Source organism: Cobetia sp. 5-11-6-3 (assembly GCF_013374055.1).
Classification (GTDB): domain Bacteria; phylum Pseudomonadota; class Gammaproteobacteria; order Pseudomonadales; family Halomonadaceae; genus Cobetia; species Cobetia marina.
The window spans coordinates 24,905-37,650 of record NZ_BLWJ01000003.1 but is presented as its reverse complement, the minus strand read 5'-3'; the positions used below and the strand labels follow the sequence as shown (position 1 = coordinate 37,650).

Annotated in this window: 11 protein-coding genes; 5 read left to right on the top strand and 6 right to left on the bottom strand. The window is 63.1% G+C overall.

Features of this window, described 5'->3' with window-relative positions:
* Positions 1-4: 4 nt before the first annotated feature.
* Positions 5-697: a 7-carboxy-7-deazaguanine synthase gene (gene queE, locus HXS66_RS06020; protein WP_176503096.1), complete on the bottom strand. Its 693-nt coding sequence runs from the start codon at positions 695-697 to the stop codon at positions 5-7.
* The gene (gene queC / locus HXS66_RS06015) at positions 697-1,440 is read right to left on the bottom strand and encodes a 7-cyano-7-deazaguanine synthase QueC (RefSeq protein WP_084208111.1); all 744 of its coding nucleotides are present in this window, start codon (positions 1,438-1,440) and stop codon (positions 697-699) included. The genes queE and queC overlap by 1 nt, the downstream gene beginning before the upstream one ends.
* Positions 1,441-1,921: 481 nt before the next feature.
* Between queC and HXS66_RS06010 the strand changes: the two genes are divergently transcribed.
* Complete coding sequence (locus HXS66_RS06010; RefSeq protein ID WP_139345447.1) at positions 1,922-3,646, top strand: bifunctional diguanylate cyclase/phosphodiesterase; 1,725 nt, start codon at positions 1,922-1,924, stop codon at positions 3,644-3,646.
* A 131-nt stretch (positions 3,647-3,777) separates the two neighbouring features.
* Here HXS66_RS06010 and HXS66_RS06005 read toward each other — a convergent pair whose 3' ends face one another.
* The gene (locus tag HXS66_RS06005; RefSeq protein WP_077374722.1) at positions 3,778-4,737 is read right to left on the bottom strand and encodes a LysR family transcriptional regulator; all 960 of its coding nucleotides are present in this window, start codon (positions 4,735-4,737) and stop codon (positions 3,778-3,780) included.
* A gap of 436 nt (positions 4,738-5,173) precedes the next feature.
* On the opposite strand from HXS66_RS06005, the gene HXS66_RS06000 reads away from it, so the two are divergent.
* The 4 genes from HXS66_RS06000 to HXS66_RS05985 all read left to right on the top strand — a co-directional run bounded on the left by HXS66_RS06000 (position 5,174) and on the right by HXS66_RS05985 (position 10,147).
* Positions 5,174-6,505: an MATE family efflux transporter gene (locus tag HXS66_RS06000; protein WP_136938701.1), complete on the top strand. Its 1,332-nt coding sequence runs from the start codon at positions 5,174-5,176 to the stop codon at positions 6,503-6,505.
* A gap of 321 nt (positions 6,506-6,826) precedes the next feature.
* Positions 6,827-8,086, top strand: a complete 1,260-nt coding sequence (locus tag HXS66_RS05995) for a D-amino acid dehydrogenase (protein WP_141392336.1) — start codon at positions 6,827-6,829, stop codon at positions 8,084-8,086.
* 161 nt (positions 8,087-8,247) lie between these two features.
* Positions 8,248-8,631 (top strand): RidA family protein, encoded by a 384-nt coding sequence (locus tag HXS66_RS05990; protein ID WP_077374712.1) that lies wholly within the window; start codon positions 8,248-8,250, stop codon positions 8,629-8,631.
* 262 nt (positions 8,632-8,893) lie between these two features.
* Positions 8,894-10,147 carry a LysR family transcriptional regulator gene (locus HXS66_RS05985; RefSeq protein WP_176493418.1) on the top strand — a complete coding sequence of 418 codons (1,254 nt, stop codon included), beginning with the start codon at positions 8,894-8,896 and terminating at the stop codon, positions 10,145-10,147.
* A gap of 116 nt (positions 10,148-10,263) precedes the next feature.
* On the opposite strand, the gene HXS66_RS05980 is transcribed toward HXS66_RS05985, so the two are convergent.
* From HXS66_RS05980 to phhA, 3 genes are all read right to left on the bottom strand, one after another.
* A complete protein-coding gene (locus HXS66_RS05980) occupies positions 10,264-11,457 on the bottom strand; it encodes an amino acid aminotransferase (protein WP_176503095.1) in 1,194 nt (397 codons plus the stop codon).
* A 1-nt stretch (position 11,458) separates the two neighbouring features.
* Positions 11,459-11,797, bottom strand: a complete 339-nt coding sequence (locus tag HXS66_RS05975) for a 4a-hydroxytetrahydrobiopterin dehydratase (RefSeq protein ID WP_077374704.1) — start codon at positions 11,795-11,797, stop codon at positions 11,459-11,461.
* Positions 11,798-11,863: 66 nt separating this feature from the next.
* Entirely contained in the window at positions 11,864-12,745 is an 882-nt protein-coding gene (gene phhA / locus HXS66_RS05970) for a phenylalanine 4-monooxygenase (protein ID WP_176503094.1), read from the bottom strand.
* Between the last annotated feature and the right edge of the window lies 1 nt (position 12,746).

Here is a 12,746-nt window from a genome sequence, read left to right as displayed (position 1 = left end):
GTCATCAATCGATACCACTGATCTTGTGAGTCTGCAGCGATAGCTGCCACTGGGGATTGGCCATGCAGTAACTGACGCACTGGTTCATCGGCGTATCCGTCGCCAGTACCTCGCGATAATGCTCGCGAGCGACGGCTGGCGCGGGCAGGGCATCCAGGGCGGCGGTATCCAGTGGCTGCAGATAGAAGTGCGCGAAGTCCAGACTGACGAAGCGCTCCGGCAGCGCCTCCGGCTGCGGGTAGACGAGCTTGAGCTCATCGCCGCCGGTGAGGACCAGCTCGCTGGCACCCTTGGGGCTGACGCATAGCCAGTCGATGCCGGCGGGCGGCGCGACGGTGCCGTTGGTCTCCACCGCGATCTCGAAGCCGCGGGCGTGCATCGCGTCCACCAGTTCGCGGTCGAGCTGCAACAGTGGCTCACCGCCGGTGAAGACCACATAGGGCGTGGCGATGCCGGTGTGTTCCGGCCACAGGCTGGCCAGGAAGTCCGCCAGCTCGCTTGCCGTGCGGAACTTACCGCCATTCTGGCCATTGGTGCCGACGAAATCGGTGTCGCAGAAGCGACAGACCGAGGTGTCGCGGTCCTGCTCACGACCACTCCACAGATTGCAGCCCGCAAAGCGGCAGAACACGCTGGCGCGCCCTGCGCGAGCACCTTCGCCCTGCAGGGTGTAGAACGCTTCCTTTACCGTATACATCAGAGAGTGCCTGCGCCCTTGGCCGAATCGGTTGAGTCATACCCGAGCGGATCGCTCAGCCCATGGGCGGCAAAGGCAGCGAGGCGCTCACGGCAGCTGCCGCATTCCCCACAGGCCAGTTCACGGCCTTCATAGCAGGTCCAGGTCTGGGCGTAATCGAGCTGCATGGCGATGCCGGCGGCCAGAATCTCGTCCTTGCTGGCGTGCAGGAAGGGCGCGCGAATCTCCACCGGCGAGAAGTTGGCGATCGCGGCGACGGCATTCATCTTCTCGACGAATTCCGGACGGCAATCCGGGTAGAGCACGTGATCTCCGCCGTGGGCACCATAGAAGCACACGCCAGCCTCGATATTGACGGCCTTGGCGATCGCCAGGGACAGCAGGATCATGTTGCGATTGGGCACCACGGTCGAGGTCATGGAGTCCTCGTCGTAGTCGGCCTTGGGCATCGCCTGGTCACTGTTGGTCAGCGCGGAGTTGTCGATCAGTCCATGGATGGCGCGAATGTCGACGACTTCGTGGGCGACGCCCAGTGACTCGCAGACCTGGCGTGCGACGTCGAGCTCACGCGAGTGGCGCTGGCCGTAATGGAAGGAGAGGGCGTGTACCTCGAAGCCTTCCTTCAGCGCCTGGTGCAGGACGGTGTAGGAGTCCATGCCACCGGAGTAGATGACGACGGCGCGGGGGCGCTCTGCAGAGGAGGCAGGAGCGGATACAGCGGAATTCGGGACGTTGAGAGTCATGACGGAGAATTTCTTTGACCGATGGATTCGGCGCCCGGGATCCGGTCCGGGCGAAACGGGCGCCTATCCTACTCTTCCCGCGGTGTTGATGCCACCAGGACGCTTTGAGGCCACCAGGACACTTTGATGCCCACCAGGACGCTTTGAGGCCACCAGGACACTTTGATGCCCACCAGGACACTTTGAGGCCATCAGGACATCCTGGATGGCCGGGAGTCGCATGCCGCATTGGCTCAGGAAAAGCGTCGAGGCATCGCAAGCGTTGATGGGGCGAGAAAATAGCCTTGGTACCTGCCCCATGCCGTGACATAGACTCAGTGTATTAGCGAAAGATTGCAGTAATGGTGAAAGTGCAGGACATGCCGTTGAAGTGAGACATGGCATGTGAAGGACCGGAGGTGAGCTCGATGGCGGTAACGGTTGCACCGTCAGCGGGCGGGATAGCAAGACCCTTATTCATTGTGACTGCAGTGGGGTGAGCGTGCCTCTCGATATTCTGATCAAGTTGTTGTCCTCCATCGAAGAGCCGCTGTGGATCTTCGACCGCTTCGGCCAGCTCGCCTGGAGCTCACCCCGTGCCCGTCAGGCAGAGCACCAGCCTGAACTGCCGAGAACCCTGTCGCATCTGCCGGAGCCCTGTGGGCTCAGCGGCCAGCCGGGGATGTGGATGATGGGGATCGACGGGGAGCTGGGCCACTGGCTGCTGGTGCAGCAGGCCAATCTTCCCTGGCGAATGGCGGTGTTCGATGAAGAACGACTCGTCGCCTATACCTGTGGCTGGAAGGAGCTGTTCGGTGAGGCGCGTCCGCGGCTTGAACCGGTCAGTGAGCGCCGCGTGCGCCTCAAGGCGCCGTTCTCGGGTCTGGCCGAAGCGCGCGCTGCCGGACTGGACGACAAGGTGCTGATCGCGCTGCGTCGACTGCAGCCGATCAACCTGCTGTCGCGTGATCGCTTCAATGCCCAGGTGGACGAGCTGCTGTCCGGTGAGGCGGTCGATGGCGGCATCATCTATCTCTCGCTGACCCATCTGGAGATCATCAACTCGGCGCATGGCGCGGAGCGTATCGACCCGCTGCTGGAGCGCGTGGCGGAAGCGATGTCGTTGCAATACCGCGATGCACTGGTCTGTCGTCCGCTGGGCAATGCCTTCGCGCTGTTCTTCACCGGCGATGAAGTCGCCCTGATCGCGCGGGCCAGCGAGCTGTGCGAGCAGCTGGTCACGCTGATGCGCCTGGATGGCAAGTCCTTGCCCGTCACCGCGCGGGTGGGCATCAGCCTGGCGCCTCAGCACGCGCGTCGCGCGCATCGGCTGCTGCACCTGGCTGAACTGGCCATGCTGCATGGCGAGCAGGACGATATCGATGTCTGCGGGGCCTGGCATGTCTTCTCGCCCGGTGCCCACATGCGTCACCTCAACGATTACCGACTGACCAGTGACCTGCGCGAGCATCTCGAAGAACTCGATCTTGCCTTCCAGCCCCAGTTCGATCTGGTCAGTGGTCAGGCGGTCGGCGTGGAGGTGCTGGTGCGCTGGGACCATCCGGAGCTCGGGACCATCGGGCCTGGGCGCTTCATTCCGCTGGCGGAGCAGTACGGCTTGATCGGTACCGTCGGGGCTCGTGTCATGGATGCTGCTCTCAAGGCGACGCGGGATCTGGTGACCCCGGACGGCAAGCCGCTGTCGGTGGCGATCAACGTCTCGGCCCAGGAATTTCGTGACCCCGGCTTTCCCGAGCGAGTCTCACAGGCGCTCGCCTTGCACGACTTCGCCCCCGAGCGGCTGGAGCTGGAAATCACCGAGTCCTCACGGGTGCCGGATCTGGATCGCGTCGTCGAGCGCTTGACCGGTCTGATCGACCGAGGTGTCAGGCTTGCCATCGATGACTTCGGGACCGGCTTTGCCTCGCTGCTCTATGTCCGGGATCTACGCGCCTGTCGCCTCAAGGTGGACCAGCAGTTCGTCCGCAGCCTGGATCATGATGCGCGTGACCGCGCCATCGTCTCGCATGCCATCTCGTTGGCCGATAGCCTCGGCATGGAAGTGCTGGCCGAGGGCGTCGAGACGGTGGAGCAGGAACGCCTGCTGGTGGAGATGGGTTGCCATCTGGTGCAGGGCTTCCGTTACGCGCGGCCCAAGCGCCTGCCGGAGCTCAAGCAGTGGCTTGGCAACAAGCCCTGCATTCGCCCCTGTCCCGGGGCCGCCTGAGCTGACGGGTGCAAGCCCTGTCTGGCACAGGAAACGAAAACGCCCGTCATGCAGTCACATGACGGGCGTTTTCGTTTTACCTTCGGTGCTTCATGCAGCAGAAGCGGGCGCCAGACAGGCAAGTGACGCGCTCAGCTGCAGGTCTTGCCGTAGCCGTACATGTTCTCGAAGCCCGGAATGCGCTGCTCCCACACCGGCGGAGTCCCGACGACTTCCTGCAGGCAATCACTGAAGCGACGCGTCTTCTGGGGGAGATACTGGCGATGCGGGTAGACCAGATGGATGGATGGCAGCGGCTTCATCGGCACGTCGGTAAGCAACGGGACCAGCTCGCCATTCAGTACCTCATCCTTGATGTTGATGGCGGAGATCATGCCATAGCAGGCACCGGACTTGATGGCTCCGATCAGCACGTCGGCATCATTGACCTTGAGGCGAGAATCCAGCGCCACCTTTTCCTCGACGCCACTTTCACTGCACACCCGCAGGCGGTCGAGAATGAAGCCATCCCGTGAATAGACGGCCGCCGGCAGCCCCGAGAGGTCCGCGGGGGTCTTCGGCATGCCGTGGCGTTCGATGAAGGCAGGCGATGCGCAGATCAGATGGCGATGCGCGGCCAGGGGGCGCGCGATCAAGTTGGAGTCTTCCAGTTCCGACATGCGGATGGCGAGATCATAGCCGCCACCGATCAGGTCGGTCAGGTGGTCTTCCAGACGGACTTCCACCTGGGTATCCGGATAGCGCTCCATGTAGAGGCGCACCGCCTGAGCCACGTAGGTGCGACCGAAGTGGCTGGGGCTGGTGATCTTGAGCACCCCTCGTGGCCCGTCCTGGTAGGCGCCCGCGACATCATCGGTGTCTTCCAGCACTTCGCGCAGCCGCAAGGCATGCTGATGGATCTCGCGGCCGGCATCGGTCAGGGCCAGCGAGCGGGTCGAGCGGTTGAAGAGACGAATCTGCAACTCTTCTTCCAGACGACTGATCTGCTTGGAAACCACCGAGCGGTTGACCTGACGATGATCGGCTGCCTTGGAGAAGCTCTGTGCTTCCACGACATCCAGAAACAGCAACAAGCGGGATGCTTTATCCACGGTATGACCTCTCGTGATGCAACAGGAAAAGGCTCACGCAGCCGTCCTGCTCTTCAGGGTTGCGGCGCGCTTCAGCAGACAGGGACGCCGCCCGCAGATGGCAGGACAATCGGTAGGGACAGACCGGTCGCCCAGCGGGTCAGCATCGTCAACAGGCGAAGCTTAGCACGCCCAATGTTTCCGCTAATACTACGCATCAACGGATTTTCTCGCCTTCGTGTTGCCGTTACTGCATCAAAGACATGTCTGGCTGGCGGTATCTGCCTGACGGAGGAATCCCTAGAATCAACGTTCAAGCGCTGTCGTCGCGTAGCTCAAGCGCCCTCGTTCTCTTCTTCAGACCAGCGATGCCTGGCATCCTGGGAGTGATTGCATGTCTTCAACTCGTACTTCTTCGACATCCTCGCCTTCATCCTGTCCGAGTACCGGCGAGCTGATGTCCCGTCTCTGGCGTTCCACACTGCCGATGACCATCGGCATCATGGGATTGCTGGGCTTCAATCTGGTGGATGCCGCCTTCGTGTCGCGCCTGGGAACGGCGCCACTGGCGGCTCAGTCCTTCACCTTCCCGCTGACCTTCCTGATCATCGGGGTCCAGGTCGGCATGGGCATCGCCATTGCCGCCATCGTGTCACGCACGCTGGGGGCAGGGGAGGATGCTCGTGCCCGGCGGCTCGGCAGTGTGGTGGTGCTGGTCTCCGGCGGATTGCTGGCACTGTTGATGGTAGGACTATGGCTGATACGTGCGCCGGCCTTCCATCTGCTGGGCGCCAATGACCAGGAGCTCTCGCTGATCGAGCAGTACTGGGGCCCCTGGCTGGTGGCCAGCTGGGTGGGCGCCATGGCCTATGTGCTCTACAGCCTGTTTCGTGCCCACGGCAACACGCGGCTGCCCGGCGTGATGATGCTGGTGACCAGTCTGCTCAATCTGGCACTGGACCCTCTGCTGATCTTCGGTCTCGGCCCCGTGCCGGGGTTCGGATTGGCGGGGGCTGCCTGGGCGACGCTGATCGCCTTCGTGATCGGCCTGATGGTGACGACCTTCAAGCTGTTGCAGGAAGAGTGGATCGCGGTGCAGGGGTTGGTTCAGGAATGGCGGGACTCCTGGCGTCAGCTGACGGGGATCGCGGCACCGGCCATCCTTTCTCAGATGATGCCGGCCGTGTCCGCCATGCTGGTCACGGCCATCGTGGCGACGCTGGGTCAGACCCAGGTGGCCGCCTGGGGGATCGCCTGCCGGCTCGAGACCTTTTCCTTGATCGTGGTGCTGGCACTCACCATGTCATTGCCCCCCTGGTTGGGACGGTGCTACGGCGCAGGTCGCTGGCAGGAAGTGCGCCGACTGATGAATCTGGTCGCCAGGATCGTGATCATCTGGCAGCTGGTGCTGGGCGTGGTGATAGCGCTCCTCGCCGTCCCCTTGTCCCGCTTGCTGGTCGGCAATGAGGAGGTCGGCGCGGCGCTGGTCCTGCTGATCCCCTGGATGCTGCCAAGCTATGCCTTCCTGGGAATCTGCATGCTGGTGGTTTCGGCCGCCAATGCGCTGGGTTGGCCGCTACGGGCCACGCTGCTGTCCTTCCTGCGTCTCTTCGTGTGCTTCCTGCCAGCCGTCTGGCTGGGCGCTGAGCTCGATGGTCTGCGCGGCGTCGCGATCGGGGCGGCCATCGGCAATCTGCTGGCCGGTATCGTGGCCTGGCGTCTCTATCGTCAGGCGATCGGCGGGCTGGGCAAGCTCTCCCGAGGGCCTGTCGAGAGCGCCACCGCGTGATGCCGATGAGGGTGTGTTCGAGAGGGTGAGACTGCCAGGACGAGTCCTTGACGTAGTGCAAAAGCGGCCATTCTAAAAATGGCCGCTTTTTTGTGCGTAATTGCTGGCAGGTTGGCAAAATTAGCTATCAATCATCTGTATTGGAGGCAAATAACAGAATATTCGTGACGGATTTCGCTCTTATACTGGGGTAATTGAGGTCAAGCCACTGAAGGCGGCGCTGCTGCTCGGGGCTGGATCAAGCGATACGTTTCGTGCGCGGCGCACGGAACCCCCTTTCTTCCACCGCCGAGCGCGGTTGCAGTCACGGAGTAGAACAACATGAAGATTCTTGTGCTCGGAAGCGGTGTCGTCGGCGTGACCAGTGCCTACTATCTGGCGCGTCAGGGCCATGAAGTCACGGTCGTGGATCGTCAGGCCAGCCCGGCGATGGAAACCAGCTACGGCAATGCCGGCCAGGTGTCCTTCGGTTTTTCCTCTCCCTGGGCGGCACCGGGCATTCCGCAGAAAGCCGTCAAGTGGATGTTCCAGGAGCACGCGCCTCTCAAGATCCAGCCGCGCATGGACCCCCAGATGGCCAAGTTCATGGTCAAGATGTTCGCCAACTGCAATGCGGACCGTTATGCCGTGAACAAGGAGCGCATGGTTCGCGTCGCGGAATACAGTCGTCTGTGCATCAATTCGCTGCGCGAAGAGACAGGGCTGCGCTACGAGGACCGTCAGAAGGGCCTGCTGCAGCTGTTCCGCAACGAGGCCCAGGTCGAGGCCGTACAGAAGGACATGAAGGTACTGGCCGGATGTGGCGTGCGTCACCAGCTGCTGGATGCCGAGGCCTGCGCCGCCGTCGAGCCGGCCCTGGCGCGCGTGCCGGGCAAGTTCATCGCCGGGTTGCACCTGCCGGACGATCAGACCGGTGATTGCCATCTGTTCACCAACCGGCTGGCGGATTACTGCCGTGACACCCTGGGCGTCACGTTCGTCTTCAATACCACGATCCAGCGCATCCAGCGTACTGGTAGCCGGATCGAGAAGGTGATCACCGACCGCGGCGAGATGAGCGCCGACAGTTATGTGATGTGCCTGGGCAGCTACTCGCCCTTCCTGGCACGTGATCTGGATCTGGATCTGCCGATCTACCCGGTCAAGGGCTACAGCCTGACCGTGCCGATCATCAATGCCGATGCCGCGCCGCAGTCCACGGTGATGGACGAGACCTTCAAGGTCGCGCTGACGCGCTTCGATGATCGCATCCGCGTGGGCGGTACGGCGGAGCTTGCGTCCTTCGACCTGTCCCTGCTCGAGAAGCGCCGTGCGACCATCAACATGGTGGTGCGTGATGTCTTCCCGGAAGCGGGCGACTACGCCAAGGCGGAATTCTGGGCCGGCCTGCGTCCGATGACCCCGGATTCCACGCCGATCATCGGTGGCACCAAGTATGACAACCTGTGGCTGAACACCGGACACGGCACGCTCGGCTGGACGATGAGCTGTGGCAGCGCCAGCCTGCTGGCGGACCTGGTCGGCGGGCGTACGCCCGGCATCGACCCGAACGGGCTGAACCTCGGTCGTTACGCTGCCTGAATGCCATGTGCCGTCGTCAGGGCCTGCCGGTGTCGGCGGGCCCGGATCGCTCCCGTTTCTCGTCTCGTGTCATCAGGGAGTCGCTGAGCACGCTGTCAGGTGACGCGTCTCCCCATACGCTTCATGACCTCTCTTTCATCACTCGATACAAGGAAGCCCGCATGACCAAGCAGATCATCTCCACTGACGCCGCACCTGCCGCTATCGGTCCCTATTCCCAGGCGGTGCGTACCGGCAACCTGGTGTTCCTGTCCGGCCAGATCCCGCTGGACCCGGCCACCATGGACGTGGTGGAGGGCGGATTCGAGGCTCAGGCCGATCAGGTGTTCCGCAATCTCAAGGCGGTGTGTGAAGCGGCAGGCGGTAGCCTGGATCAGCTGGTCAAGGTCAACCTGTTCCTGACCGATCTCAGCAATTTCGGCGTGGTCAACACCTTGATGGAGCAGTACTTCAGCCAGCCGTATCCGGCGCGTGCTGCCGTCGGCGTCAAGGAGCTGCCCAAGGGCGTGCTGTTTGAAGCAGAAGGCGTTCTGGCACTCTCGTGATGGCTCGTCCATTGCCGGTCTGAAGGAATGACCGGCCTGAACGAGTGGCCGGTCTGAACGAATGACTGGCGCATCGATGCCTTGTCCCTCACTCCCCTCGCTGATTCATCAGCGGGGGGAGTGTCGTTTCAGGGGCATGACGTCTTGAAGGCTGGTGAAGCGTGACATTTGGCGCCAGCATGATTAGCGTAAGGCTAAATGAGCCGGCGCCCACTGCTGGCTCTCGGAGCATCGCGGACGAACCCCTTCAAGGAGCAACACCATGGCGCAGTCAGACACAGGCACACGTGAACCCGGCATACGGCTGCGTCAGCTGGAAATGCTGTGGGCGGTGATCGAGTGCGGATCGATGAAGGGTGGCGCGGCGCAGCTGGGCATCAGCGTGCCGGTGGTCTCGCGGGGCTTGGCACAGCTTGAGCAGACGCTGGGCTATTCGTTGTTCCTGCGTGAAGGTGGCCGCCTGGTGCCCACGCCGGAAGCCGAACGCCTGACCCCGTCACTGGCCCGGATGTTCACCGCGCAGTCCGAACTCAGGCGACTGGCCTTCGGGCCGGGCAGTGGCAAGCGCCCGCGCCTGGTACTGGCAGTGACGCCGTCTCTGGAAGCCTTCAGCACCGGATGGCTTGAGCGCATCGCGGCCAGCGAGTCGTTGAGTGATTGGCTGCCGAGCCTTGAGGTGATGGAAGCCTCGACGCATGCCGCGGCGCTGGCCGAGGGGCGGATACACATGGCCGTCACGCTGGAAGCGCCGGAGGAGCCTCAGGGCGGCAAGCGTGCCAGGACAGCGGCCGCACGCGCACGCGAACTCAAGCAGAGTCTGCGCGCCCGGGCCCGTGAGGAGACCGTGCTGGTGGAGGGCACCGAGGAGGGCGCCGGCATCCCTGCGGCGCAGGGTGTCTCCTCAGGCATGCCGGAGCTGGGAGACGATGCCGCATTGTCGGAGGTCGGTATCACTCGCCAGGATGATCTGCTGTCCTCTCTGGACGACACGACAACGGCGGCACAGCCTCCCGTCGAGGCTGCCGACGAGCAGCGCGACGCTGCAGGCCAGACTACTGCGCTCAAGCTGCCACTGATATTGCTGTGGCCTTCGCGCTGGCCACTGCTCGACAAGCCGCTGACGGTGGAACGCCTCAATGAGCGGCCGTTCGTGGAGCTGCCGGAAACCAGCAGTCAGGGGCGGCTGGTCCGTGGACTTCTCAAGCGAGAGCGCGTGACGCCGGCGAGTCTGGTGGAGGTGGCCACGCCTGCCAGCGCCGGGCGTCTGGCGCGCTCAGGCAGTGCTGCCACCATCATCGATGCCCTGTCGGCGCATCAGGTACTCGAAGATGCCGGAGGCGACCTGATCGGCATGCCGCTCTCGATGCGCAGCGAGCGCTATCTGGCGCTCAAGTGGCAGTGGCAGGCAGCGCAGGACGATGAATCGCTGCATGAGGTGCAGGCCTTGCTGGTCAGCCTGCTGGAAGAGGCCGTGGCAGCGAGTCTTGCAACGCTGCCTGTTGAGCGCGAGGAATGACGTTCGCGGTGACAGCGAAGGCTGCCGACTGAGGGCGCCTGACAATGTCTCGCCCCAGCAATGAAAAACCCGCCAATCGGCGGGTTTTTCATCTTTCACGAAGCGTTCGGTCAGGCTCAGCCCTTGACGACGGTCGCGATGGCCTTGGCGACGTAGGGCAGATTCTCGCTGGAGAAGCCGGCCACGTTGGCGCGTCCGGAGCGCACCATGTAGATGCCGAACTCGTCACGCAGGCGATCGACCTGCTCCGGTGTCAGGCCGGTGTAGGAGAACATGCCGCGCTGTTCGGCGATGAAGGCGAACTGCTCATCCAGGCCATACGGCTTGAGCGCCTCGACGAACTCACGACGCAGGCCATTGATGCGCTCGCGCATCTCGGTCAGCTCGCTCTTCCACTCCGCGCGCAGCGTCTCGTCCTCGAGAATGTCGATGACTACCGCACCGCCATGTGCCGGCGGATTGGAGTAGTTCTCACGCGCGGTGATCGCGGCCTGGGAGCGCACGTCCAGCATGCTCTCCTCGTCCTTGGCGATCAGGATCAGGCAGCCGGTACGTTCGCAGTAGATGCCGAAGTTCTTGGAGCAGGAGCTGGTGATGATGGCCTCATCGATATTCTCGGCCAGCAGGCGCACGCCGTAGGCATCTTCTTCCAGGCCATCACCGAAGCCCTGATAGGCGAAGTCGATCAGCGGCAGCAGCTTGCGTGACTGGACGACTTCCAGCACCTGGTCCCACTGCTCGCGGCTCAGGTCGAACCCGGTCGGGTTGTGGCAGCAGGCGTGCAGCAGCACCACATCGCCTTCCGGAATCGTCTTGAGGGTCGCCAGCATGCCGTCGAAGTCGAGGCGATTGTTCTCGTCGACATACGGGTAGCTGTGACGCGTCACGCCTGCGGCATCGAAGATGCCCAGGTGATTCGGCCAGGTCGGAGTGGACAGCCAGATATCACGGCCCTTGAGGTTGCTGGCGATGAAGTCTGCCGCCAGACGCAGGGCACCGGTACCGCCGGGCGCCTGGGTGGCGCTGGCACGGTTGGCAGCCAGCACCGGCGACTCGGCGCCCAGCACCATCGGCAGCACGACCTTGCCGAAGCGCGGGTCACCGTGGGAGCCGATGTAGGTCTTGGTGACTTCGCTCTCGACCAGGCGGTCCTCGGCCTGCTTGACCGCACGCATGACCGGCGTATTGCCGTTGGCATCGCGATAGACGCCCACGCCGAGGTCGACCTTCTGCGGGTTGGTGTCCTTGTTGAAGGCTTCGATCAGGCCGAGGATGGCATCCCCGGGTACACGCGCAATCTGCTCGAACATCTTATTTCGCTACCTCGTCGGTTCTGGCGGCCATGATGAAATCGTTCTTGTGCAGACCCTTCATCTCGTGGGACCACCAGGTCACGGTGACCTTGCCCCACTCGGTGAGAAGTGCCGGGTGATGCCCGACGTCCTCGGCAATCTCGCCTACGCGATTGGTGAATGCCAGTGCCTGCTTGAAGTTGCGGAACTTAAAGCATCGCTCCAATTGCATGATGCCATCGCGATTGAGCAACTGCCACTCGGGAATGGCGGTCTTGAGCGTCTCGATGTCGCTGTCGCTGACCTTGGGGGCATCGAAACTGCAGGCTTCACAGGACTGTCTGGCGAGTTCGGTCATGTCACTATCTCCGGCTTGAGGAAAGAGGGTGGGGCGGGTGAAAAGAAGCGCAAGGCGCCGGTGCGATCAGCGTGGTGCGAAGCGCGGCGTCTTGAGACCGAGCGCCATGGCCTCGTGCACCAGCGCCATGATGTCGCGACTGGCGAGTTCATGCAGATCGTCCAGTGACTCCAGGACATAGTAGAGCGGCTGCAGGATGTCGATGCGATACGGGGTGCGCAGTGCCTCGATGGCATCGAAGGGCAGGTGCTCGGGGCGCTCGAGACTGTCTTCGAGCTCGCCCAGTGCATAGCAGGTCTCGCGTGGCGAGGAAATGATGCCGCCGCCGTAGAGGCGCAGCGCACGACTGCCATCGGGTTGAACCTCGCGCAGCATGCCGAATTCCACCGTCATCCAGTAGAGGCGGGCCAGGTAGACGCGCTCTTCCTTGCTGGCAGCGAGACCGAGTCGACCGTAGGTGGCGGTGAATTCTGCGAAGGCGGGGTGGGTAAGCATCGGGCAGTGACCGAAGATCTCGTGGAAGATGTCCGGTTCCTGCAGGTAATCGAGTTCTTCGGGACGGCGAATGAAGGTGGCAACCGGGAAGCGCCGCTCGGCGAGCAGTTCGAAGAAGCGGGTGAAGGGGATCAAGGCTGGTACTCGTGCGGTTCGCCAGCCGGTGGCCGCCTCGAGCACCCGGTCGATCTCATCCAGCTGGGGGATGCGATCCCGGGGCAGGTCAAGATGTTCAAGCCCTTGCAGGTACTCGCGGCAGACGCGTCCCTCGACCAGCGCCAGCTGGCGCGTCATCAGCGTCTGCCAGGTGGCGTGCTCCTGATCGCTGTAATGGATCCTGCCCTGGCTATCCGGTTCATGCGCCACGTAGCGGGTGCCCTTGGCCTGAGCCTGCGAGCCGGGCGCAGATACCTGGGATGCCTGTGGCCAGTCACGACCCTGCGGTGCGTTCATG